This is a genomic window from Pseudomonas sp. H3_E04 (genome assembly GCF_054668915.1).
On the sequence record NZ_CP162797.1, the window covers coordinates 650,315 to 671,481 of the forward strand.

Annotated in this window: 25 protein-coding genes, 1 tRNA gene and 3 pseudogenes; 22 read left to right on the forward strand and 7 right to left on the reverse strand. The window is 57.9% G+C overall.

Going from position 1 to position 21,167, the window contains the following annotated elements:
- Positions 1 to 17: 17 nt before the first annotated feature.
- From AB4N53_RS02940 to AB4N53_RS02965, 6 genes are read left to right on the forward strand one after another with little or no spacing between them, the layout of a single operon-like run.
- Positions 18 to 1,571, forward strand: a complete 1,554-nt coding sequence (locus AB4N53_RS02940) for a sugar ABC transporter ATP-binding protein (RefSeq protein ID WP_039762077.1) — start codon at positions 18 to 20, stop codon at positions 1,569 to 1,571.
- Positions 1,568 to 2,545, forward strand: a complete 978-nt coding sequence (locus tag AB4N53_RS02945) for an ABC transporter permease (RefSeq protein WP_039762079.1) — start codon at positions 1,568 to 1,570, stop codon at positions 2,543 to 2,545. Before AB4N53_RS02940 ends, AB4N53_RS02945 begins: the two co-directional genes overlap by 4 nt.
- Positions 2,546 to 2,548: 3 nt before the next feature.
- On the forward strand, positions 2,549 to 3,568 hold the full coding sequence (locus tag AB4N53_RS02950; RefSeq protein WP_460117988.1) for a LacI family DNA-binding transcriptional regulator: 1,020 nt from the start codon (positions 2,549 to 2,551) through the stop codon (positions 3,566 to 3,568).
- A 24-nt stretch (positions 3,569 to 3,592) separates the two neighbouring features.
- The gene (gene rbsK / locus AB4N53_RS02955; protein WP_460117991.1) at positions 3,593 to 4,510 is read left to right on the forward strand and encodes a ribokinase; all 918 of its coding nucleotides are present in this window, start codon (positions 3,593 to 3,595) and stop codon (positions 4,508 to 4,510) included.
- Positions 4,507 to 4,911, forward strand: a complete 405-nt coding sequence (rbsD, locus tag AB4N53_RS02960) for a D-ribose pyranase (RefSeq protein ID WP_460117994.1) — start codon at positions 4,507 to 4,509, stop codon at positions 4,909 to 4,911. The genes rbsK and rbsD overlap by 4 nt, the downstream gene beginning before the upstream one ends.
- A 31-nt stretch (positions 4,912 to 4,942) precedes the next feature.
- The gene (locus AB4N53_RS02965) at positions 4,943 to 5,971 is read left to right on the forward strand and encodes a nucleoside hydrolase (protein ID WP_460117997.1); all 1,029 of its coding nucleotides are present in this window, start codon (positions 4,943 to 4,945) and stop codon (positions 5,969 to 5,971) included.
- Positions 5,972 to 6,005: 34 nt separating this feature from the next.
- Here the strand turns inward: AB4N53_RS02965 and AB4N53_RS02970 are convergent, their stop codons facing one another.
- Positions 6,006 to 6,206, reverse strand: a complete 201-nt coding sequence (locus tag AB4N53_RS02970) for a hypothetical protein (protein WP_460118000.1) — start codon at positions 6,204 to 6,206, stop codon at positions 6,006 to 6,008.
- Positions 6,207 to 6,337: 131 nt separating this feature from the next.
- On the opposite strand from AB4N53_RS02970, the gene AB4N53_RS02975 reads away from it, so the two are divergent.
- Both AB4N53_RS02975 and AB4N53_RS02980 read left to right on the forward strand, forming a co-directional pair.
- On the forward strand, positions 6,338 to 6,640 hold the full coding sequence (locus AB4N53_RS02975) for a hypothetical protein (RefSeq protein ID WP_460118003.1): 303 nt from the start codon (positions 6,338 to 6,340) through the stop codon (positions 6,638 to 6,640).
- 166 nt (positions 6,641 to 6,806) lie between these two features.
- Positions 6,807 to 7,124, forward strand: a complete 318-nt coding sequence (locus AB4N53_RS02980; RefSeq protein WP_460118006.1) for an I78 family peptidase inhibitor — start codon at positions 6,807 to 6,809, stop codon at positions 7,122 to 7,124.
- Between the two features lie 65 nt (positions 7,125 to 7,189).
- Here AB4N53_RS02980 and AB4N53_RS02985 read toward each other — a convergent pair whose 3' ends face one another.
- Both AB4N53_RS02985 and AB4N53_RS02990 read right to left on the reverse strand, forming a co-directional pair.
- Positions 7,190 to 7,402: a cold-shock protein gene (locus tag AB4N53_RS02985; RefSeq protein ID WP_003179963.1), complete on the reverse strand. Its 213-nt coding sequence runs from the start codon at positions 7,400 to 7,402 to the stop codon at positions 7,190 to 7,192.
- Between the two features lie 291 nt (positions 7,403 to 7,693).
- On the reverse strand, positions 7,694 to 7,996 hold the full coding sequence (locus AB4N53_RS02990) for a hypothetical protein (protein ID WP_460118009.1): 303 nt from the start codon (positions 7,994 to 7,996) through the stop codon (positions 7,694 to 7,696).
- A gap of 370 nt (positions 7,997 to 8,366) precedes the next feature.
- Here AB4N53_RS02990 and thrS point away from each other — a divergent pair, with 370 nt between their 5' ends.
- The 9 genes from thrS (at position 8,367) to AB4N53_RS03035 (ending at position 15,819) form a co-directional block, all read left to right on the forward strand.
- A complete protein-coding gene (thrS, locus tag AB4N53_RS02995; RefSeq protein ID WP_039762094.1) occupies positions 8,367 to 10,289 on the forward strand; it encodes a threonine--tRNA ligase in 1,923 nt (640 codons plus the stop codon).
- Positions 10,289 to 10,840, forward strand: a complete 552-nt coding sequence (infC, locus tag AB4N53_RS03000) for a translation initiation factor IF-3 (protein WP_169432615.1) — start codon at positions 10,289 to 10,291, stop codon at positions 10,838 to 10,840. Before thrS ends, infC begins: the two co-directional genes overlap by 1 nt.
- Positions 10,841 to 10,900: 60 nt before the next feature.
- On the forward strand, positions 10,901 to 11,095 hold the full coding sequence (rpmI, locus tag AB4N53_RS03005) for a 50S ribosomal protein L35 (RefSeq protein ID WP_002553160.1): 195 nt from the start codon (positions 10,901 to 10,903) through the stop codon (positions 11,093 to 11,095).
- Positions 11,096 to 11,122: 27 nt separating this feature from the next.
- Positions 11,123 to 11,479, forward strand: coding sequence for a 50S ribosomal protein L20 (gene rplT, locus AB4N53_RS03010; protein ID WP_002553161.1), 357 nt, complete (start codon positions 11,123 to 11,125; stop codon positions 11,477 to 11,479).
- A gap of 109 nt (positions 11,480 to 11,588) precedes the next feature.
- Positions 11,589 to 12,605 carry a phenylalanine--tRNA ligase subunit alpha gene (gene pheS, locus AB4N53_RS03015; RefSeq protein ID WP_003226365.1) on the forward strand — a complete coding sequence of 339 codons (1,017 nt, stop codon included), beginning with the start codon at positions 11,589 to 11,591 and terminating at the stop codon, positions 12,603 to 12,605.
- 26 nt (positions 12,606 to 12,631) lie between these two features.
- Positions 12,632 to 15,010: a phenylalanine--tRNA ligase subunit beta gene (pheT, locus tag AB4N53_RS03020; protein ID WP_460118013.1), complete on the forward strand. Its 2,379-nt coding sequence runs from the start codon at positions 12,632 to 12,634 to the stop codon at positions 15,008 to 15,010.
- Between the two features lie 3 nt (positions 15,011 to 15,013).
- Positions 15,014 to 15,316, forward strand: a complete 303-nt coding sequence (gene ihfA, locus AB4N53_RS03025; RefSeq protein WP_002553164.1) for an integration host factor subunit alpha — start codon at positions 15,014 to 15,016, stop codon at positions 15,314 to 15,316.
- On the forward strand, positions 15,297 to 15,653 hold the full coding sequence (locus AB4N53_RS03030) for a MerR family transcriptional regulator (protein WP_003179985.1): 357 nt from the start codon (positions 15,297 to 15,299) through the stop codon (positions 15,651 to 15,653). The genes ihfA and AB4N53_RS03030 overlap by 20 nt, the downstream gene beginning before the upstream one ends.
- Positions 15,654 to 15,742: 89 nt before the next feature.
- Positions 15,743 to 15,819, forward strand: a tRNA-Pro gene (locus tag AB4N53_RS03035).
- Positions 15,820 to 15,901: 82 nt separating this feature from the next.
- Here the strand turns inward: AB4N53_RS03035 and AB4N53_RS03040 are convergent.
- The 4 genes from AB4N53_RS03040 to AB4N53_RS03055 are packed head-to-tail and all read right to left on the reverse strand — an operon-like array spanning position 15,902 to position 18,438.
- Positions 15,902 to 17,053, reverse strand: coding sequence for a tyrosine-type recombinase/integrase (locus AB4N53_RS03040; protein WP_215731552.1), 1,152 nt, complete (start codon positions 17,051 to 17,053; stop codon positions 15,902 to 15,904).
- Entirely contained in the window at positions 16,954 to 17,370 is a 417-nt protein-coding gene (locus tag AB4N53_RS03045; protein WP_397478964.1) for a hypothetical protein, read from the reverse strand. The genes AB4N53_RS03040 and AB4N53_RS03045 overlap by 100 nt, the downstream gene beginning before the upstream one ends.
- Positions 17,371 to 17,409: 39 nt before the next feature.
- Complete coding sequence (locus AB4N53_RS03050; protein ID WP_460118017.1) at positions 17,410 to 17,775, reverse strand: hypothetical protein; 366 nt, start codon at positions 17,773 to 17,775, stop codon at positions 17,410 to 17,412.
- Positions 17,776 to 17,826: 51 nt separating this feature from the next.
- Positions 17,827 to 18,438, reverse strand: coding sequence for a hypothetical protein (locus AB4N53_RS03055; RefSeq protein ID WP_460118020.1), 612 nt, complete (start codon positions 18,436 to 18,438; stop codon positions 17,827 to 17,829).
- On the opposite strand from AB4N53_RS03055, the pseudogene AB4N53_RS03060 reads away from it, so the two are divergent.
- From AB4N53_RS03060 to AB4N53_RS03080, 5 genes and pseudogenes are all read left to right on the forward strand, one after another.
- Positions 18,370 to 18,901: pseudogene (locus tag AB4N53_RS03060) on the forward strand (tail assembly protein); the annotation flags it as partial. The gene AB4N53_RS03055 and the pseudogene AB4N53_RS03060 sit on opposite strands and share 69 nt — an antisense overlap.
- Positions 18,888 to 19,242 (forward strand): annotated as a pseudogene (locus AB4N53_RS03065) (phage tail tip fiber protein); the annotation flags it as partial. The pseudogenes AB4N53_RS03060 and AB4N53_RS03065, both read left to right, overlap by 14 nt.
- A gap of 3 nt (positions 19,243 to 19,245) precedes the next feature.
- Positions 19,246 to 19,602 (forward strand): hypothetical protein, encoded by a 357-nt coding sequence (locus AB4N53_RS03070; protein WP_460118022.1) that lies wholly within the window; start codon positions 19,246 to 19,248, stop codon positions 19,600 to 19,602.
- Between the two features lie 385 nt (positions 19,603 to 19,987).
- Positions 19,988 to 20,260 carry a hypothetical protein gene (locus AB4N53_RS03075; RefSeq protein ID WP_460118025.1) on the forward strand — a complete coding sequence of 91 codons (273 nt, stop codon included), beginning with the start codon at positions 19,988 to 19,990 and terminating at the stop codon, positions 20,258 to 20,260.
- A gap of 24 nt (positions 20,261 to 20,284) precedes the next feature.
- Positions 20,285 to 20,641 (forward strand): annotated as a pseudogene (locus AB4N53_RS03080) (tail fiber domain-containing protein); the annotation flags it as partial.
- Between the last annotated feature and the right edge of the window lie 526 nt (positions 20,642 to 21,167).

Here is a 21,167-nt window from a genome sequence, read left to right on the forward strand (position 1 = left end):
AGCGCATGGAGATTCCTATGTCAGTTTCCGCCCCGAACGCTGTCCTCTCGGTCAGCGGTATCGGCAAGACCTATGCGCAACCGGTGCTCACCGGCATCGATCTGACGCTGATGCGCGGTGAGGTACTGGCGCTGACCGGCGAAAATGGTGCCGGCAAAAGTACCCTGTCGAAGATCATTGGCGGTCTGGTCACGCCCACTACTGGCCAGATGCAATTCCATGGCAAGGACTATCGTCCGGGCAGCCGTACCCAGGCTGAAGAGCTTGGCGTGCGCATGGTCATGCAAGAACTCAATCTGTTGCCGACGCTGTCGGTGGCGGAAAACCTGTTTCTGGATAATCTGCCGAGCAGCGCGGGCTGGATCAGTCGCAAGCAGTTGCGCAAGGCGGCGATCGAAGCCATGGCGCAAGTCGGCCTCGATGCGATCGATCCGGACACACTGGTTGGCGAGTTGGGTATCGGTCATCAGCAGATGGTCGAAATCGCGCGCAACCTGATCGGTGATTGCCACGTGCTGATCCTCGATGAGCCGACCGCGATGCTTACGGCGCGCGAAGTCGAAATGCTCTTCGAGCAGATCACGCGTTTGCAGGCCCGTGGTGTTTCCATCATTTATATTTCCCACCGCCTCGAAGAACTGGCGCGGGTGGCGCAGCGTATTGCTGTGCTGCGTGACGGCAATCTGGTCTGCGTCGAGCCGATGGCCAACTACAACAGCGAGCAACTGGTCACCTTGATGGTCGGTCGCGAACTGGGTGAACACATCGATATGGGGCCGCGCAAGATCGGCGCTCCGGCGTTGACGGTCAAAGGCCTGACGCGTTCGGACAAAGTCCGCGACGTCTCCTTCGAAGTGCGTGCCGGGGAGATTTTCGGCATTTCCGGATTGATCGGGGCAGGGCGCACGGAGTTGCTGCGGCTGATATTCGGTGCCGATGCTGCCGACAGCGGCACCATCGCGCTCGGCTCGCCGGCCAAAGTCGTGAGTGTTCGCTCGCCTGTCGATGCCGTGCGCAATGGCATTGCTCTGATCACTGAGGATCGCAAGGGCGAAGGGCTGCTCCTCAGTCAGTCGATCAGCGCCAATATCGCCTTGGGCAACATGCCGGAAATCTCCAGTGGCGGTTTCGTCAACAACGGCGACGAAATCTCCCTGGCGCAGCGTCAGATCGAAGCCATGCGTATCCGCAGTTCGAGCCCGACGCAACTGGTCTCGGAACTGTCTGGTGGCAATCAGCAGAAGGTCGTGATCGGCCGCTGGCTCGAACGCGACTGCTCAGTGCTGCTGTTCGATGAGCCCACTCGCGGAATTGATGTCGGCGCCAAGTTCGACATTTACGGTTTGCTCGGTGAGTTGACTCGCCAGGGCAAGGCGTTGGTCGTGGTATCCAGTGACTTGCGTGAGTTGATGCTGATCTGCGACCGGATCGGCGTGCTTTCGGCGGGGCGTCTGATCGACACCTTCGAACGCGACAGCTGGACCCAGGATGATTTGCTTGCCGCCGCATTCGCCGGCTACCAGAAACGTGATGCGTTGCTCAATGAAGCGGCGCCTAGGGATCTCCCATGAAAACTGCATCTTCTGCCAGTAAACGTAATGGCAATTTCTTCGGCCTGGGTACTTATCTTGGCCTGGCCGGGGCCTTGCTGGCGATGATTGCGCTGTTCTCGGTTCTGAGCAGCCATTTTCTTTCGTACAACACTTTCAGCACCCTGGCCAACCAGATTCCCGACCTGATGGTACTGGCGGTGGGAATGACCTTTGTGCTGATCATCGGCGGCATCGACCTGTCTGTCGGCTCGGTGCTGGCGTTGGCCGCATCGACCGTCAGCGTGGCGATTCTCGGTTGGGGCTGGAGCGTTTTGCCGGCGGCCCTGCTCGGCATGGCCGTAGCAGCGTTGGCCGGGACTATCACCGGTTCGATCACCGTGGCCTGGCGGATTCCGTCGTTCATCGTTTCCCTCGGCGTGCTGGAAATGGCCCGCGGTGTGGCGTATCAGATGACCGGGTCGCGTACTGCCTACATCGGCGATGCGTTCGCCTGGCTGTCGAATCCGATCGCGTTCGGTATTTCCCCGTCGTTCATCATCGCTTTGCTGGTTATCTTCATCGCGCAGGCGGTTTTGACTCGCACTGTATTCGGTCGCTACCTGATCGGCATCGGAACCAACGAAGAGGCGGTTCGTCTGGCCGGGATCAATCCCAAACCCTACAAGATTCTGGTGTTCAGCCTGATGGGCTTGCTGGCGGGTATCGCTGCGCTGTTTCAGATTTCGCGTCTGGAAGCGGCTGATCCGAACGCAGGCTCTGGCCTTGAACTGCAAGTGATCGCAGCGGTGGTTATCGGCGGCACCAGCCTGATGGGTGGTCGCGGTTCGGTGATCAGCACTTTCTTTGGCGTGTTGATCATTTCCGTGCTCGCGGCGGGTCTCGCGCAGATCGGTGCGACGGAGCCGACCAAGCGCATCATCACTGGCGCGGTAATCGTTATCGCTGTGGTGCTCGACACCTATCGCAGTCAACGCGCCAGTCGCCGGGGCTGAACCATGGCAACGATCAAGGATGTAGCGGCGCTCGCGGGCATTTCCTACACGACTGTGTCGCACGTGGTGAACAACACTCGCCCGGTCAGTCAGGAAGTGCGGCGCAAAGTCGAGGCGGCGATCAAAAGCCTCGACTACGTGCCCAGTGCCGTGGCGCGCTCGCTGAAAGCCAAGACCACCGCGACCATCGGTTTGCTGGTTCCGAATAGTCTCAACCCGTACTTCGCCGAACTGGCGCGCGGAATTGAGGATTACTGCGAGCGCAACGGTTACTGCGTGATCCTCTGTAACTCCGACGACAATCCGGACAAGCAGCGCAGTTATCTGCGCGTGTTGCTGGAAAAACGCATCGACGGTTTGATCGTCGCCTCCGCCGGCGGTGACACTGGTCTGGCGCAAGGGCTGGCAGGCGTGAAGACGCCGATGGTTATCGTTGACCGGGGCCTGGAAGGGGTAAATGCCGATCTGGTGCGCATCGATCACGAATACGGTGCTTATCTGGCAACCCGCCACCTGCTCGAGTTGGGGCATCGCGACATCGCCACCATCGGCGGTCCGGCCAGTACCAGCGTGGCGCAAATGCGTCAGGCCGGTTATTGCCGAGCGCTGCAAGAGGCGGGAATCGAGGTGCGCGAGGAGCGCATGCTGGAAAGTGACTTCACCAGCACCGGCGGTTACAACGCCGCTGCCCGGCTGCTCGAAAGCAATCCGCCCAGCGCAATTTTTGCCGGCAACGACATGATTGGCATCGGTGTGCTGCGCGCAGCAGCCGAACGTAACGTGCGGGTGCCGGCCGAGCTGTCGGTGATCGGCTTCGATGACATTCAGATGAGCCGTTATGTCTATCCGGCGCTGACCACGGTCGGCCAGTCGATCCTGCAACTGGGCGAGATGGCCGCCGAAGTGCTGTTGCGCAGAATTGCTGCGCCGGCCTCGGGCACCGATCAACGCATCGTGACCCCGAGCATTGTCCTGCGCGAATCGACCGCGCCGCTGTCCGGCGTGTTCACCGAATATCGCTGAAACCGAATTGATGAGTAGTGATGTATGCCAGCAAATGTAGTGGTAATAGGCAGCCTGAACATGGACCTGGTCACCCGGGCGCCACGGCTGCCACGCGGCGGTGAAACGCTGATCGGTCATTCCTTTGCCACCGTGTCTGGTGGCAAGGGCGCCAATCAGGCGGTTGCTGCAGCCCGTTTGGGCGCGCAGGTGGCAATGATCGGTTGCGTCGGAAATGACGACTACGGTGTGCGACTGCGCGATGCGCTGCTAGCCGAGCGCATCGACTGCCAGGCCATCAGTGTCGTCGAGGATTCCAGTGGCGTAGCGCTGATAGTCGTGGATGACAACAGCCAGAACGCCATCGTGATCGTCGCCGGTGCCAACGGCGCGATGACGCCGGCAGTGATCGACCGCTTTGATGCAGTTTTACAAGCCGCCGATGTGGTGATCTGCCAGCTCGAGATTCCGGATGCGACGGTCGGGCATGCGCTCAAGCGTGCACGTGAACTGGGTAAAACCGTGATCCTCAACCCGGCGCCTGCCAGCCGTCCTTTGCCGGCAGACTGGTTCGCCGCGATCGATTATCTGATTCCCAACGAGAGCGAAGCGGCCGCATTGAGCGCGATCGCGGTGGACTCGCTGCAGTCGGCAGAAACGGCTGCCACTCAGTTGATTGCCATGGGCGCCGGTAAAGTCATCGTAACCCTGGGCGCGCAGGGTTCATTGTTCGCCAATGGCAAAGGCTTCGAACATTTTCCCGCGCCGACCGTGAAGGCGGTCGATACCACAGCGGCGGGCGACACTTTTGTCGGCGGTTTCGCCGCAGCGCTGGCCGATGGCAAGTCTGAGGCCGAGGCGATTCGCTACGGGCAAATCGCCGCTGCACTGTCGGTTACCCGCGCCGGTGCGCAACCGTCGATTCCAACCATGTCCGAAGTACAGGCGTTCAAACCCGCATGAAAAAGACTCCTCTGCTCAACGTCGCGCTGTCGCGACTGATCGCTTCTCTTGGCCACGGTGACATGGTGGTGATTGGCGATGCCGGTTTGCCCGTGCCGCCGGGTGTCGAATTGATCGATCTGGCGCTGACCCATGGCATCCCTGATTTCGTCAGCACGCTGAAAGTTGTACTCAGCGAGATGCAGGTAGAGAGCCATGTGCTGGCCAAAGAGATCTTCGACAAACAACCCACGGCGCTGGCCGATCTGAATGCTTTGAACGAAGAGGGTGCGCTGGGCCGTAGGGATCTGCTCACTCACGAGCAGTTCAAGGTACTGAGCCGACAAGCCAGGGCGATCATTCGTACAGGAGAATGTCAGCCGTACTGCAACATCGTTCTGGTCGCTGGGGTTACATTCTGATTTTCGATTTCACCTGCACAAGGAATGCGCCATGCAACGCTACGCTGAGAAACTTCACCAACTGATCCGGAGCCTGCTGCTTTTGTCCGTGATAACTGCCACCGGCGCCCAGGCGGCGGAAAAGATCGACCTGATCATCGACACCGATCCCGGGGCTGACGACGTGGTCGCCTTGCTCTTCGCTCTGGCGTCGCCGGATGAACTGAATATCCGCGCGCTGACGACTGTCGCTGGCAACGTGCGGCTGGACAAGACTTCGCGCAACGCGCGGCTGGCTCGCGAATGGGCGGGGCGCGAAGACGTGCCGGTTTATGCCGGTGCGCCGAAACCTCTGATGCGCACCCCGATCTACGCCGAGAACATTCATGGCAAGGAAGGCTTGTCGGGCGTGACGGTTCACGAACCCAAGAAAGGCCTGGCGAAAGGCAATGCGGTCAATTATCTGATCGAGACTCTTAAATCGGCCAAACCGCACAGCATCACCATCGCCATGCTCGGCCCACAGACCAACCTGGCGCTGGCGCTGATCCAGGAGCCGGAAATCGTGCAGGGCATCAAGGAAGTGGTGATCATGGGCGGGGCGCATTTCAACGGTGGCAACATCACCCCCGTTGCCGAATTCAACCTGTTCGCTGATCCGCAGGCTGCCGAGGTGGTGCTCAAGAGCGGGGTGAAACTCACGTATCTGCCGCTGGACGTGACTCACAAGATCCTCACCAGTGATGCACGCCTGAAGCAGATTGCCGCGCTAAACAACAATGCGAGCAAGATCGTCGGCGACATTCTCAACGAATACATCAAGGGCGATATGGAGCATTACGGCATCCCCGGCGGCCCGGTACATGACGCGACTGTTGTGGCGTATCTGCTCAAGCCTGAGCTGTTTACCGGTCGGGCAGTCAACGTCGTGGTGGATAGCCGTGAAGGACCGACATTCGGCCAGACCATCGTTGACTGGTATGACGGCCTGAAAGCGCCGAAGAATGCATTCTGGGTCGAAAATGGCGACGCCCAGGGATTCTTTGATCTGCTGACCGAGCGCCTGAAGCGCCTTAAATAAGACCTCTGACCCGCAGGTCACTGCCTGCGGGTTTTCACTGCGTCTGTTCGGCCGCTACGGTGCGGTAGCGTTCGAATACCTGATTGATAAATTGCTGCGCCGCCTCGATGCCCAGCTCCTTGACCAATAGATCAATGCCGATCAGCGCCAGCTCTTCCGTCGTGCCGGGGCTGTAGGAGCTGTGTCCGTCTGCCCATTTCGCATTAATGGCGGCGTCGATGCTGAGGCTGGTCATGAGAAGGCTCGAAAGGTCAGGGTGTCTGTTTTTCGAGTTAACCATTTTGCGCGGCATTTGGCACTGCGACTTAGGCATGAGCGGAGCGCTATGCGACACTTGGTCTTTTCCGGCTCACAAAGGACCCTGCTGTGCAGATCGATCTGAATACCCCTGACGGCCTCACACTCGAAGCTGTGCGCCAATTGCTCGCTTCGGCCAGTGACGACGTACACAACCAGTTGCGCGTGAGCAGAGATGGCATCGCCTATCTGTCCACCGTGACTGGCGGGCAGGATATCGAGGGGCTGCTGTTTCGCCTGGAAACCTGGGCAAAGGGCTCGGGCTATGTGGGTAACGTCGCAGCCAGCGATGAAGTCTGGGTGATGCAGATCTTCAACGCGCTCAAGGACAACTGGCCGAATCCGCCGTATGACTACATCGACGTTTACTGAGGTCGTTAATATTCAGTCACGATTGTTTGCTCAGTCGCCTCGCGCAGCTCAGGCACACTCGGCGTTTTTCCGTTCGTGGGGCAGGGCATGGCTTGAGCCTTGAAACCAAACGCCGCATTGGCGGTCGCACGATCTCTGCTTAAACATTTGAAAACAAGGAGGCTTCATGCCTTTGAAGTTCGCGACACTGGGTGCACTTATGGCCGCTGCTCTGTTGGCTGGTTGCAGCACAACCTCCAGCGAGTCGGCAAAGGAGCCCGTGGCGGCTGAATCAGGAAGCAGCCGCTGCGAAGCATCGGCAGCACAATTTGCTGTCGGCAAGAAGGCATCCCCTGAATTACTGGATCAGGCGCGTGCCAAGGCTGGAGCGCAAAATGCGCGCTTCCTCAAGCCAAACGACATGATCACCCTGGAATACCGCTCCGACCGCCTCAACCTGAACACCGACAACAATCTGATAGTTACCCGCGTCAACTGCGGCTGAGTCCTTTTGTTTCAGGCATAAAAAACCCCGTCACCAGGACGGGGTTTTTTTAGTGCGCCAAGAAATTACTCTGGGCGAACCTGTGCAGCTTGCATACCCTTTTGGCCTTTCTCAGCCACGAAAGAGACGGTCTGGCCTTCTTTCAGGCTTTTGAAACCGTCGGATTCGATAGCTTTGAAGTGTACGAACAGGTCGTCACCGCCACCTTGAGGAGTGATGAAGCCGAAGCCTTTTTCATCGTTGAACCATTTAACGGTGCCGGTTTGGCGATTAGACATGGTGTATCTCCAAGAAACATATATTTTCAGTAGTACTGTGCTGCTCAGGCCAACTGGGCACACCCGGGTATCATAGTCGAAATGTTCGCTTTGGTAGCCCCCCGGACGTGCTGTTTGCCAATCAGTCGTGTTTTCTTTACCACCCGTTTCTGCTGAAAGCCCCGGTTTGAAAGGCTTTCAGCGAAACGTAAAGACGATAAAAAAACCTGTAAAACCTGCATAAAATCGTCTGAAAAGGCTCATTTCCTGCACTTTTTTCCGCCTTTCAGCCAATGTTAATGCCCGGTTTTCTTATTTTTTCGGGGCGGTATTTGCCTTGCATTTGGCGATCTGCCCGAGGGCTTTCTGTTGCAGTTCAGGAGTCGCCTTGTTGTCCATCAATGCCTGAAGGTCGCTGGCCGGATAGGACTTGATAGCGTCAGCACCGCAAGCGCAGTGGGATTTTGCCGCAGCAGCGCCAATTTGCTGGGTCGCAGCCTGAGTGCACTGGGCCATGTACTTCTCGCGCTCGCCTTTTGGCCAGTCGGCGTAGGCGCCCAGTGGCAGCAGCATAACGACGGGGGCGAGGACGGCGAATAAGCTTTTCAGACGCATGCGAGGATGCTCCTTGTGGGTCAATGTCTTGTTATCTGAGGGCGCAAGGGCCGATCAAGTTCAGCACTCTGGCATAAAATCGGACATTTCGCCTTCTGCCAAATCAGGGCGTGAGCGACCGCTCATCTGTGCTAGCATGCCGGGCTCAAGCGTTCTCAGGCTTCGGATGACCTTCCGTCCCGAAGCGGTCAGCGTGCGATTATTTTCGATTTGAATCCCAGTCACTCTGGTTCGGTTTTCCGGTTGGCCGCAAGGCTCCTGCCGCTGTAAGGCAGGCGTTCGTCATTGAATGGCCTGGATCGGATCTTGTACTGGCTCATCCCAACCCACGTGACCTTTGGTAGGGGTCACCACTAGGAGAGGAGGCGCCATGCCAACTATTACTCTTCCCGACGGCAGTCAACGTTCATTCGATCACCCGGTTTCCGTAGCCGAGGTCGCCGCATCCATTGGTGCAGGTCTGGCCAAGGCTACGCTCGCGGGTAAGGTCAATGGCCAACTGGTCGACGCCAGCGACATCATCAGCAGCGACGCGACCCTGCAAATCATTACGCCAAAGGATGAAGAGGGGCTGGAGATCATTCGCCACTCTTGTGCGCACCTGGTTGGCCACGCGGTCAAACAGCTGTACCCGACCGCGAAGATGGTCATCGGCCCGGTCATCGACGAAGGCTTCTACTACGACATCGCCTACGAGCGTCCTTTCACGCCGGAAGACATGGCGGCTATCGAACAGCGCATGCAGCAGCTGATCGAGAAAGATTACGACGTCATCAAGAAAGTCACTCCGCGCGCTGAAGTGATCGAAGTGTTCAAGGCTCGCGGTGAAGACTACAAGCTGCGCCTGGTCGAGGATATGCCGAACGAGCAGACCATGGGTCTGTACTATCACGAAGAATACGTCGACATGTGCCGCGGTCCGCACGTGCCGAACACGCGTTTCCTGAAATCCTTCAAGCTGACCAAACTGTCGGGCGCCTACTGGCGCGGCGACGCCAAGAACGAGCAATTGCAGCGCGTCTACGGCACCGCCTGGGCAGACAAGAAACAGTTGGCAGCGTACATCCAGCGTATCGAAGAAGCCGAGAAGCGCGATCACCGCAAGATCGGCAAGCGCCTGGGCCTGTTCCACACCCAGGAAGAATCCCCGGGCATGGTGTTCTGGCACCCGAACGGCTGGACGCTTTACCAGGTGCTCGAGCAGTACATGCGCAAGATCCAGCGCGACAACGGCTACCTTGAGATTAAGACTCCTCAAGTCGTCGACCGCAGCCTGTGGGAGAAGTCCGGGCACTGGGCCAACTACGCTGACAACATGTTCACCACTCAGTCGGAGAACCGCGACTACGCCATCAAGCCGATGAACTGCCCATGCCACGTGCAGGTGTTCAATCAGGGCCTGAAAAGCTACCGTGAGTTGCCCATGCGTCTGGCCGAGTTCGGTGCCTGCCACCGTAACGAGCCGTCGGGTGCGTTGCACGGCATCATGCGCGTGCGAGCGTTCACTCAGGACGACGCGCACATCTTCTGCACCGAAGAGCAGATGCAGGCCGAGTCCGCCGCGTTCATCAAACTGACCATGGATGTCTATCGCGATTTCGGCTTTACCGAAGTCGAGATGAAACTGTCCACTCGTCCGGAAAAACGCGTCGGTTCCGACGAGCTTTGGGATCGCGCTGAAGCAGCATTGGCTGCAGCCCTTGATTCTGCTGGCCTGCCGTACGATCTGCAGCCGGGCGAGGGTGCCTTCTACGGGCCGAAGATCGAGTTCTCGCTGAAAGATTGTCTCGGTCGTGTCTGGCAGTGTGGTACCTTGCAGCTCGATTTTAACCTGCCTGTCCGTTTGGGCGCTGAATACGTCTCTGAAGACAACAGCCGCAAACACCCTGTGATGCTGCACCGCGCGATCCTCGGCTCGTTCGAGCGTTTCGTCGGGATTCTGATCGAGCACTACGAAGGTGCGTTCCCTGCTTGGCTTGCGCCAACCCAGGCAGTGATCATGAATATCACTGATAAACAGGCAGATTTTGTTGCAGAGGTCGAAAAAACTCTCAACGAAAGCGGATTTCGTGCCAAGTCCGACTTGAGAAATGAAAAGATCGGCTTTAAAATCCGCGAGCATACTTTGCTCAAGGTTCCCTATCTTTTGGTTATCGGAGATAAGGAAGTCGAGATGCAGACTGTCGCTGTGCGTACTCGTGAAGGTGCTGACCTGGGCTCGATGCCCGTCGCCCAGTTCGCTGAGTTTCTCGCGCAAGCGGTTTCCCGGCGTGGTCGCCCAGATTCGGAGTAATTATTATTAAGCGTGAAATGAGACAAGATAAACGAGCTGCACCGAAAGCCCCGATCAACGAGAATATCTCGGCACGCGAGGTTCGGTTAATTGGCGCTGATGGCGAGCAGATTGGCATCGTCTCGATTGATGAAGCGCTTCGTATCGCTGAAGAAGCAAAGCTTGATCTGGTGGAAATTTCCGCAGACGCAGTCCCGCCTGTTTGCCGGGTGATGGACTACGGCAAGTCGATCTTCGAGAAGAAGAAGCAGATTGCCGCGGCGAAGAAAAACCAGAAGCAGATTCAGGTTAAAGAAATCAAGTTTCGTCCAGGGACGGAGGAAGGGGATTACCAGGTAAAACTGCGCAACCTGGTACGTTTCCTGAGTGACGGGGACAGGGCCAAGGTATCCTTGCGATTCCGCGGCCGTGAGATGGCCCACCAGGAGCTGGGGATGGAACTCCTCAAGCGGGTTGAACAAGACCTGCTCGAGTACGGTTCGGTCGAACAGCATCCTAAGATGGAAGGACGCCAGCTGATCATGGTCATCGCCCCGAAAAAGAAGAAGTAATCAACAGGGCACGGCAGGCCTTCTGATTATGTTTATCAACTGAATGCGGAGTATCCGAACATGCCAAAAATGAAAACCAAAAGTGGTGCTGCCAAGCGGTTTCTGAAAACTGCTAACGGCATCAAGCACAAGCACGCTTTCAAGAGCCACATCCTGACTAAAATGTCGACCAAGCGTAAGCGTCAACTGCGCGGTAGCAGCTTGCTGCATCCGTCTGACGTGGCAAAAGTCGAGCGCATGCTGCGCCTTCGTTAATTTAGTCAAGAATAGAGGAAGTAACTCATGGCTCGTGTAAAGCGTGGCGTCATTGCCCGTAAGCGTCACAAAAAAATTCTGAAACTTGCGAAAGGCTACTACGGCGCACGCTCCCGCGTATTCCGTGTTGCCAAGCAAGCGGTAATCAAGGCAGGCCAATACGCCTACCGTGACCGTCGTCAGAAAAAACGTCAGTTCCGCGCTCTGTGGATCGCTCGTATCAACGCTGGTGCTCGTGTTAACGGTCTGTCCTACAGCCGTTTCATCGCTGGCCTGAAAAAAGCGTCCATCGAGATCGACCGCAAGGTTCTGGCTGATCTGGCAGTGAACGAAAAAGCGGCGTTTGCTGCGATTGTCGAGAAAGCTAAAGCCACCTTGGCTTAAGTACCCCCGACAGTCACCCGGCCTCACCTCTGTGAGGCCAGGTGTTAAACGTCATAAATAGGGGAAGAGCCTTCAAGCTCTTCCCCTATTTTGTATCTGGAGTCTGTACATGGAAAACCTGGATGCGCTGGTCTCTCAAGCACTAGAGGCTGTGCAAAGCGCTGAAGATATCAATGCCCTGGAGCAAATCCGGGTTCAATACCTTGGCAAGAAGGGCGAATTGACTCAGGTGATGAAGACCCTGGGGAATCTGCCGGCCGAAGAGCGTCCGCAAGTCGGTGCGCTGATCAACGTTGCCAAGGAACGTGTTACAGGCGTTCTCAATGCGCGCATGGCCCTGTTTGAAGAAGCCGAGCTGGCTGCCAAACTGTCTGCCGAATCCATAGACGTGACGTTGCCGGGCCGTGGCCAGACCTCTGGCGGTCTGCATCCGGTCACCCGGACGCTGGAGCGCGTCGAGCAGTTCTTCACCCGCATTGGCTACGGCATCGCCGAAGGCCCTGAGGTCGAGGACGACTACCACAACTTTGAAGCGCTCAACATCCCAGGCCATCACCCGGCCCGGTCGATGCATGACACCTTCTATTTCAATGCCAACATGTTGCTGCGCACCCATACCTCGCCGGTACAAGTCCGCACCATGGAATCCAAGCAGCCGCCGATCCGCATCGTCTGCCCGGGCCGCGTGTATCGCAGCGACTCCGATATCACCCACTCGCCGATGTTCCACCAGGTCGAAGGCCTGCTGGTTGATCGCGATATCAATTTTGCCGATCTCAAAGGCACCATCGAAGAATTCCTGCGGGTGTTCTTCGAGAAAGAACTGGCCGTACGTTTCCGTCCTTCGTACTTCCCGTTCACCGAGCCATCCGCCGAAGTCGACATGGAGTGCGTGATGTGCAGCGGCAAGGGCTGCCGCGTCTGCAAGCAGACAGGCTGGCTGGAAGTCATGGGCTGCGGCATGGTTCACCCGAACGTGCTGCGCATGTCCGGCATCGACCCGGAAGAGTTCTCCGGCTTTGCCTTCGGCATGGGCGTCGAGCGTCTGGCCATGCTCCGTTACGGCGTGAACGACTTGCGTCTGTTCTTCGACAACGACTTGCGGTTCCTCGCGCAATTTCGCTAGTCGTAACGAATTCTTAGGAGAGCAGGATGAAATTCAGTGAACAATGGCTGCGTGGCTGGGTTAGCCCGCAGGTAGATCGCGACGAGCTGGTAGCCCGTCTGTCGATGGCCGGTCTTGAGGTCGATAGCGTTACGCCGGCCGCCGGTGTATTCAGTGGTGTCGTGGTGGGTGAGGTGCTCAGCACCGAGCAACATCCGGACGCCGACAAGTTGCGCGTGTGCCAGGTCAGCAATGGTGCGGAAACTTTCCAGGTCGTGTGCGGAGCGCCAAACGTGCGCCCGGGCCTGAAGATTCCGTTCGCCATGATCGGCGCAGAACTGCCGGGCGACTTCAAGATCAAGAAAGCCAAGCTGCGTGGCGTCGAGTCCAACGGCATGCTGTGCTCGCAAGCCGAGCTGCAGGTCGGTGAGGGCAACGACGGTCTGATGGAGCTGCCGGCCGATGCGCCGGTGGGCAAAGATTTCCGTGTATACCTGGATCTGGAAGACGCCAGCATCGAGGTCGACCTGACTCCGAACCGAGGCGACTGCCTGTCCCTGGCCGGCCTGGCTCGTGAAGTCGGCGCGCTGTACGCCGTGCCGGTAACCCGTCCTGTGGTAGCTGCGATTGCAGCGGTGCATGACGAAGTGCGCTCGGTCGAGGTGCTGGCCCCAGCCGCGTGCCCACGTTACCTGGGTCGGGTTATCCGTAACGTCGACCTGTCCAAGCCGACGCCGCTGTGGATGGTTGAACGTCTGCGTCGTGCCGAAGTGCGCAGCATCGACGCTGCGGTGGACATCACCAACTACGTGATGCTCGAGCTGGGCCAGCCACTGCACGCGTTCGATCTCGCCGAAATCAATGGCGGCATTCGTGTGCGGATGGCTGAAGAGGGCGAGAAGCTGGTTCTGCTCGACGGTCAGGAAGTCAGCCTGCGTAGCGATACGCTGGTCATCGCCGACCACACTCGTGCACTGGCGATCGCCGGCGTCATGGGTGGCGAGCACAGCGGTGTTTCCGCGACCACGCGCGATGTGTTCCTCGAATCTGCGTTCTTCGATCAGATCGCTGTTGCCGGTAAGGCACGTTCTTACGGCTTGCACACCGACGCTTCGCATCGCTACGAGCGTGGCGTTGACTGGAAGCTGGCCCGTGAAGCCATGGAGCGCGCCACTGGCCTGCTGCTGGAAATCACTGGTGGCGAAGCTGGTCCGGTTATCGAAACCGTCAGCGAGCAACATCTGCCGTCGATTGCGCCGATCACCCTGCGTGCCCAGCGCATCACTCAGATGCTCGGCATGGAAATGGATTCGGCACAGGTCGAGCGTCTGCTCAGCGCTCTGGGTCTGAACATTACCGCTGAAGGGGAAGGGCAGTGGCGTGTTGAAGTACCAAGCCACCGCTTCGATATCAGCCTGGAAGTCGACCTGATCGAAGAGCTGGCTCGTTTGTACGGTTACAACCGTCTGCCGGTTCGCTACCCGCAAGCGCGTCTGGCCCCGCAAGCCAAGGCCGAAGCGCGTAGCGATCTGCCTGAGCTGCGCCGTTTGCTGGTTGCTCGTGGTTATCAGGAAGCGATCACCTACAGCTTCATCGATCCGCGTCAGTTCGAACTGTTCAATCCGGGCGTCGAGCCGCTGTTGCTGGCCAATCCGATTTCCAATGACATGGCTGCCATGCGCTCGTCGCTGTGGCCAGGTCTGGTCAAGGCGTTGCAGCACAACCTCAATCGTCAGCAGGATCGTGTGCGTCTGTTCGAGAGCGGCCTGCGCTTCGTTGGTCAGCTTGACGGCTTGAAGCAAGAGCCGATGCTGTCCGGTGTTGTCTGCGGTAGTCGCTTGCCGGAAGGCTGGGCGCAGGGTCGCGATTCCGTTGACTTCTTCGACGTCAAGGCCGACGTTGAAGCGGTGCTGGGTTTCGCCGGTGCTCTGGATTCGTTCACCTTTGCTCCGGGCAAACACCCGGCGCTGCATCCAGGTCAGACCGCGCGCATCGAGCGTGAGGGTCGTGAAGTGGGCTTCATCGGTGCCATTCACCCTGAGCTCTCGAAAACGCTGGGCCTGGATCGTCCGGTGTTCGTCTTCGAACTGGTTCTGGCAGAAGTGGCACTCGGTAAAATGCCGAAATTCCATGAGTTGTCGCGCTTTCCTGAAGTGCGTCGTGATCTTGCACTGATCGCGCACAAAGACGTCGCGGCCTCGGCTGTACTGGACGTAATCCGTGAAAATGCAGGCGAATGGCTCACAGAGCTCAGGCTGTTTGACGTGTATCAGGGTAAAGGTATTGATCCTGATAGAAAAAGCCTTGCAGTCGGCTTGACCTGGCAGCATCCATCGCGCACTCTTAATGACGATGAGGTGAATTCGACGACGCAAAATATCCTCACCTCGCTCGAACAAAGGTTGAACGCCACGTTAAGGAAGTGACGTATGGGGGCTTTGACGAAAGCTGAGATGGCGGAACGTCTGTATGAAGAGCTGGGCCTGAACAAGCGGGAAGCCAAGGAATTGGTCGAACTGTTTTTCGAGGAAATCAGGCACGCTCTTGAAGACAACGAGCAGGTCAAATTGTCCGGTTTCGGCAATTTCGACCTTCGGGACAAACGCCAGCGGCCTGGCCGCAACCCGAAAACGGGGGAAGAAATCCCGATCACGGCTCGCCGTGTGGTCACCTTTCGTCCAGGGCAGAAGTTGAAGGCCCGAGTTGAGGCTTATGCTGGAACCAAGTCATAACGACGAACTACCCGTAATCCCGGGCAAACGCTACTTCACCATCGGTGAAGTCAGCGAGCTGTGTGCCGTAAAGCCACACGTGCTGCGCTATTGGGAGCAGGAGTTTCCTCAGCTCAACCCCGTCAAACGCCGCGGAAACCGCCGGTATTATCAGCGCCAGGACGTGCTGATGATCCGGCAGATCCGCGCGCTCCTTTACGATCAGGGTTTCACCATCGGCGGCGCACGTCTGCGCCTGTCCGGCGACGAGGCCAAAGACGATACCACTCAGTACAAACAGATGATTCGGCAGATGATTGCGGAATTGGAAGACGTCCTGGTGGTACTCAAGAAATAAAAAGCAGCGTTTGAATACTTCCAGTTTTCAAAAGCTTGCGATATATTCTTGAGCGTTCTTCGAGGTGAAGAGCGAAATGCAATATCAGTCGGGGCGTAGCGCAGTCCGGTAGCGCACTAGCATGGGGTGCTAGGGGTCGAGTGTTCGAATCACTCCGTCCCGACCATATTTTTCAATGACTTAGCCGCTTTCGAGCGGCTTTGTTGTTTCTGCCATAGTGACTTTCCGAGTGACCTTGGCATTTTCAGTCATGCTTCCCTCCTTTTCAGAATCGTCAGCGCTGGTGCGCGCGAGTCGGTTGCTGATACCTTATTTGCCGCCGCAATGAGCTGATCCAACTCCGCTGCCGAGTAGTGGCTGGTGATGCTCCCGTTCTTGTGGCCGAGCAGCGCTTTGCGGTCCTCCTCAGTCACGCCAGCCGCACGCAGCCTTCTCCCAAAGGTGTGCTTCAAGTCGTGAATTCGGATTCTGGCAAAGCCGTCATGTGCCGGCCGCAAGAATTTCTCCTGCCACTTCTTTGCCGCTCGAATCCGCGCCTTCTTCCAGGCCGAGTCATTCATGCGGTGAACCGTCGTTTCATTCCCATCACCATCTGGCTTGCCAAACGGGAAGACGTAGAGCGGATGCTTGCCGCGCTGCTTCTCGATCACTGACTTGGCAACGTCATTCATCACGACCAGACGCTCGTCTCGGTTCTTCACGCCAGACCTGGCGCTCCTTCCCCCAAATCCCGCCGGTATCAGGAACACGCTCGTTCCCAGCTCCGGTACCGCAATCTCCCAATTCCACTGAAGCTTGCAGACTTCCTGCTCCCGGCAACCTGTATTGACCTTGAACATCGCCATGGTCTGAAGGTGCGCCGGGAGTTCGGCGAACAGGATCGACTGCTCTTCCCATGAAAGTGGGTAGGGCTTTCGGCTGTTCGTCTTCTCGTCCAGCAGGGAAATCATCGGCACCACATCCAGCAGCGGCCGTCGCTCCTCGTCTCGCCACTTTCGCGCGCAGAGGTTCAGCACACGGATGACCCGCTGAAGCGCGATATTCACTGTCCGGTTCGTGACTGGCTTGCCTACCGCTGGATTCAGCTTCGACTGGATGTAAGGCGCGAGGGCATCGTCGTCGATGTGGGTCAGCGGCATATCGCCAATGAACGGGTCGAGCTGCTCCATATATGTGGCCGAGATGTGGATGGAAGCCTGATCCTTCACTTCCAGCAGGAAGCGAGTCGCCGCCTCCCGCCACGTCCTGACCCGCCGGACGCCGTACACCTTCTGCTGGCGCAACTGCTCCAGCTTGTGAATCAGGTACTGCTCTGCTTCGGCGCGGTTACAAGTGCCAGTACTCTCTTGAATTCGTTCTCCTCTGTACTTTTTGTCGATCTTCCAGATGCCGTTCGGCATTTGCTGGAGGCCGGTGATTGCTTTTTGGGCCACGGCGTTGCTCCTTTCTTCTTGCCCTGGCGCTCGCTGCGAGGGCGATTGTTGTCCTGATTGGCGGCCTTTTCAATTGCCATCGACTCGATGTAACGGTCGGCCCACTCGTCCAGCTCGAGACGGTCGAAGCCGATACCCTGTTTCCCGATCGGGAATTCGCGGACGTTCGGGCGCACTGTTTTGTTGAATTCGTCCCGGCACATGCCGAGGTAGCCGTATGCCTCACCGGCGCGAATGAAGCGCGGGAGGATGGGCGCGACCTGGGCCGCGCTTCGATTTGACATGTGATGCTCCGTGCCGCGCGTGGCGGCAGAAGGTGGTGATCAGTTAGTAGGCGTAGCCGTGAAGTCTTGGCCGAGTTTCCACGCGATGTAACAGCGGGTCAGCGCAGCAGAAGGCGCACCCGTAAATCCGACGTGCCCAAATCCCTGGGCCTCGAACTGCGCGCCGTGCCCGAACAGGGTCAAGATTCCTGCCTGCGTCATCTCCTGAATCAAAATCGCTGATTCACCGAGATTCGAATCGGGTCGAAAAGGGAAGGGTTCACCGCCGGGGCCTGTATCGCGGTAAAGGCATGGGCCGGAGGCGTACAGCTTGATTCCCTTCCTTTCTTCGACGCCTTGGGCCCGGGCAGCCCACAGAGCCAGGTCGGCGCCTTCCAGGTCTTGGATGGATACTTTTTCGCGCATACGAATTCCTCGCCCGCCGTACACCGGCAGGCTGTTGAGTTGGGGGAGGGGTTACGAGTTGTTTGCGATGTCGGCTTCGGCCATCTCGCAAAAAAACGAGCAGGACGGGATCTTCTCGTTTCGCCGCACTGGGCCTTCGCCGAGGTCGCGAAGGGAAAACCGCACGTTGGTAGTTCGGTTGCGGAAAAGGTAGGAGCCTTCGCCCAAGTCATCTTGGATCAGGCACAGCCCCTCAAATTGCTCCGGAAAATCTTCCCGAATAGCACGGAAATAACCTTCGCCACCCTTCACGCAGCCGATGCAGTTGGCGTTGTCGTAGCCCATGCGGTACATCAGCGGCAGCTCAATACCGGCGCGCTCGATCATTGCCTTGCAGTCTTCCTTGCCCAGGCCGCGATCAATCAGCGGTGCAATAACCGGCCGATCAGGGTTGCGCTCGCGGAAGTCAGCCAGGCGATCAGCCTCTTCGGCGGTATAGCCGAACACCATTACGTCACCTGGCTGCTTCCAGGTGTCGAGCAGCCTGCGCTTGAGCAGCTTGGTGCATGGCGCGCCGTATTGGTTCTTCATGTACCGCTCGCGCCGGAACACCTCCTGAGCGTCAGCGCCGTATTTCTCATCCCGCAGCACAGTCACCTGGCAAAACTGTTCGGGCGCACTCATCACCGAGAACTTGGAACAAAGTCAGTGAGCGAAGCCTTCAAAGCTTTGAAATGCACGCTCGATGGATTTGAGCAGGCGATCAAAGATTTAGATCTGCGCGGCATGTGTTTCGCGATTTTCCGTAATAAAAAGAACGTCGACGAGATGGATTTCTCATTGGGTGGCACACAGGAAATTCGTATCGTCCCGGTGATTACGGGGAGCAAAAGCGCCGGAGTACTCCAAACAATTATTGGGGTGGTGCTCATCGCGGCTTCTTTCTTCGCGGGCGGTGCTGGGCCGAGCCTCTTTTCAGCAGGTGTTGGTCTGAAGATTGGTGGTGTCGTGCAACTTCTCAGCCCGCAAGCGACGGGACTGAAGCAAAGCGCATCCCCCCGAAAACTCACCGTACTACGCCTTCGGCAGCGCCAAGAACACCACGGCCAGCGGCAACCCGGTGCCGATCTGCATTGGCAAACACCGGGGCCAGGCTGCAAAGTCAGTTCCTGGTCAGCGCCGACCGCTTCGCCATCGTCAACACCATTGCCGGCGGCGCGATCGCGGTGCCGTTTGCAGTGCGGCGGCCAGGTGTTCATGAACTCGGCGTTCATCATGGATGGCTCGATCACCAACGCGAAGATCGGCAACTACATCAGCTCCTCCAACTACATCGCCGGCCAGCAAGGCTGGATCCTGAACAAAGACGGCACGCTTGAAATAAACGGCATCGTTCCTGGGCAGGGTCGTCTGGTGATCAACTCACTGAACGTCTCGGTCTACGACGCCAACAAGGTGTTGCGTGTTCGTCTCGGCTATCTGGGGTAATCAATGGCGCTATTTGGACTGCGTGTCTTTAACGAGAGCGTTCAGCTCGCTATGGACACCAACAGCTTCACCTACCAAGTGATCTGGCAGGGCGTGATTGACTTCAGCGGGACAGTGCCCAGCTATACGCTGAATATTCCTGGCTTCAATCCTGCCAATTGCGTGTTCATGATCATCCCGACGAGGGCACAGGACGTGCAGCCTTCGGAGAACGACTCGTCGGGCAACATCCGGTCTTATCCGTTCGTGACTACAGCGGTAGGTCAGGTGGTCGTCAGGCCGAAAAACCCATCATCCAGCGCCTCGACACTGCAGTCGCGGATCGTATCCAAGGCCTACGCCATAAGGTTTGCGACATGAGTTTCGGATTCCAGAGCATCAATGACAACGCTTTCGTTCAGATCGATTCGGAAGCGCCACGGCTTTGCATGCTGACGCGAGGATCTTGTTCGGGAGTGGCCACCGCAACGGCTACATTCCCGAGGGCGGTGACTAGCCAAAACCCGCCGCTGGTGTTCATCCGCCCGCATCAGACGGGCTTGATCCAAGTACCGTATTCGGTCTGGTTCACCGGTGGGCCGGCAACTGGACAGGTTTTTCAATGAACGCGTCGAAGGTCAACGAGTCGCTCAGCGGTCAGTATTTTGTCGCGGCCTGGGCCTCGATGGGAACGGCGACCTACGGCCTGCGGCTGTGAGATCCGAGCGGCGTTCTTTGCTATGACAGCGGCGCGCCGGCGGTGGTGGTGACATTCGCTGCCGGCAACTGGACGTATCTCGGCGCGGAGCAGCTCAGCGTAGGGCAGCGCTACATCTGGGGCATCAACAAGGTGTTTGGTGTCGGCGAGTACGTTTCGATCAACCCACTCACGATGACCTGCCATAACAACTCTTCGGGCGGCGCCTGCGCGCTCGGCGTCGACTACGCCAATGGTCGAATCCTTATGTACAGCCTCGCCTCAAACGCCTGGACCGATCAGGGCCACCGCCCATTCCTCTGCGCTAAGTTGCTGGCCTGACCCTTTCATTTTTGGAGATACACAATGCCCTGGTACAAGACGGGAACGGTCTCTGTCACCCAAAATTCCAACGCGGTCATCGGCACAGGCACTGCGTTCATCGCCAACAGCCAGGTCGGCGACGGCTTTCGCGGTCCGGACGGTCGCTGGAATGAGGTGACCAACATCGCCAGCAATACCGCTTTGTCGATCTCGCCGAATTACCAAGGCCCAACAGCGACCGGCGGCTTCTACTCGATCATGCCGGTACAGGGATATCAGAAGGATCTGTCCGACCAAGTGCGCGCCATCCTCAACAACTACGGCGATAAGCTGGCGGCACTCGGCACCACTGGTAACTACGACATCCTGCCGGTCGTCAAAGGTGGCACAGGCTCGACGGCGCTGGATACAGACGTCGTGACTGAAGGGGAAACTAACAAATACTTCAGTGCTTCGAGGGTGTTGCAGTCGGTGCTGACAGGCTTGAGCACTGCTTCTTCGGCGGTCGTTGCAGCTACCGACACGATCTTGGCCGCCATTGGGAAGCTTCAGGCGCAGGTCACTGCAAGAGCCATGAAGGGAGCCAATGGCGACATTACATCCATCTCTGGTTTGACGACGCCGCTCAGCATTGCGCAGGACGGGACGGGGGCTGTCACGGCGACGGCAGCGGCAGCAGCGCTTGGTCTTGGAACAGGAGGCGCTCCGCAGTTCACAGGCCTGGAGCTTTCCGTCGCGGCCCCGTACATGGACTTCCACTTCAACAACTCAACGGCTGATTATAGCGTCCGCATGCTCTGTGAAAGAGTAGCCACTTTGAGCTTCACGCATGACTTTGCGCCACGATCCGTATACTGCCGGCTGGGCATCAATGGGGCCAGAGGGTTAAATCGCTATAACTTCAACTGGACAGGCTCGGCGCCAA

Excerpts from the sequence above, each read along its gene's own strand:
- AB4N53_RS02940 (WP_039762077.1), top strand. The coding sequence starts at position 18 with ATGTCAGTTTCCGCCCCGAACGCTGTCCTCTCGGTCAGCGGTATCGGC.
- AB4N53_RS02945 (WP_039762079.1), top strand. The coding sequence starts at position 1,568 with ATGAAAACTGCATCTTCTGCCAGTAAACGTAATGGCAATTTCTTCGGC.
- AB4N53_RS02950 (WP_460117988.1), top strand. The coding sequence starts at position 2,549 with ATGGCAACGATCAAGGATGTAGCGGCGCTCGCGGGCATTTCCTACACG.
- rbsK (WP_460117991.1), top strand. The coding sequence starts at position 3,593 with ATGCCAGCAAATGTAGTGGTAATAGGCAGCCTGAACATGGACCTGGTC.
- rbsD (WP_460117994.1), top strand. The coding sequence starts at position 4,507 with ATGAAAAAGACTCCTCTGCTCAACGTCGCGCTGTCGCGACTGATCGCT.
- AB4N53_RS02965 (WP_460117997.1), top strand. The coding sequence starts at position 4,943 with ATGCAACGCTACGCTGAGAAACTTCACCAACTGATCCGGAGCCTGCTG.
- AB4N53_RS02970 (WP_460118000.1), bottom strand. The coding sequence starts at position 6,206 with ATGACCAGCCTCAGCATCGACGCCGCCATTAATGCGAAATGGGCAGAC.
- AB4N53_RS02980 (WP_460118006.1), top strand. The coding sequence starts at position 6,807 with ATGCCTTTGAAGTTCGCGACACTGGGTGCACTTATGGCCGCTGCTCTG.
- AB4N53_RS02985 (WP_003179963.1), bottom strand. The coding sequence starts at position 7,402 with ATGTCTAATCGCCAAACCGGCACCGTTAAATGGTTCAACGATGAAAAA.
- AB4N53_RS02990 (WP_460118009.1), bottom strand. The coding sequence starts at position 7,996 with ATGCGTCTGAAAAGCTTATTCGCCGTCCTCGCCCCCGTCGTTATGCTG.
- thrS (WP_039762094.1), top strand. The coding sequence starts at position 8,367 with ATGCCAACTATTACTCTTCCCGACGGCAGTCAACGTTCATTCGATCAC.
- rpmI (WP_002553160.1), top strand. The coding sequence starts at position 10,901 with ATGCCAAAAATGAAAACCAAAAGTGGTGCTGCCAAGCGGTTTCTGAAA.
- rplT (WP_002553161.1), top strand. The coding sequence starts at position 11,123 with ATGGCTCGTGTAAAGCGTGGCGTCATTGCCCGTAAGCGTCACAAAAAA.
- pheS (WP_003226365.1), top strand. The coding sequence starts at position 11,589 with ATGGAAAACCTGGATGCGCTGGTCTCTCAAGCACTAGAGGCTGTGCAA.
- pheT (WP_460118013.1), top strand. The coding sequence starts at position 12,632 with ATGAAATTCAGTGAACAATGGCTGCGTGGCTGGGTTAGCCCGCAGGTA.
- ihfA (WP_002553164.1), top strand. The coding sequence starts at position 15,014 with ATGGGGGCTTTGACGAAAGCTGAGATGGCGGAACGTCTGTATGAAGAG.
- AB4N53_RS03030 (WP_003179985.1), top strand. The coding sequence starts at position 15,297 with ATGCTGGAACCAAGTCATAACGACGAACTACCCGTAATCCCGGGCAAA.
- AB4N53_RS03040 (WP_215731552.1), bottom strand. The coding sequence starts at position 17,053 with ATGCCGAACGGCATCTGGAAGATCGACAAAAAGTACAGAGGAGAACGA.
- AB4N53_RS03045 (WP_397478964.1), bottom strand. The coding sequence starts at position 17,370 with ATGTCAAATCGAAGCGCGGCCCAGGTCGCGCCCATCCTCCCGCGCTTC.
- AB4N53_RS03050 (WP_460118017.1), bottom strand. The coding sequence starts at position 17,775 with ATGCGCGAAAAAGTATCCATCCAAGACCTGGAAGGCGCCGACCTGGCT.
- AB4N53_RS03055 (WP_460118020.1), bottom strand. The coding sequence starts at position 18,438 with ATGAGTGCGCCCGAACAGTTTTGCCAGGTGACTGTGCTGCGGGATGAG.
- AB4N53_RS03070 (WP_460118022.1), top strand. The coding sequence starts at position 19,246 with ATGGCGCTATTTGGACTGCGTGTCTTTAACGAGAGCGTTCAGCTCGCT.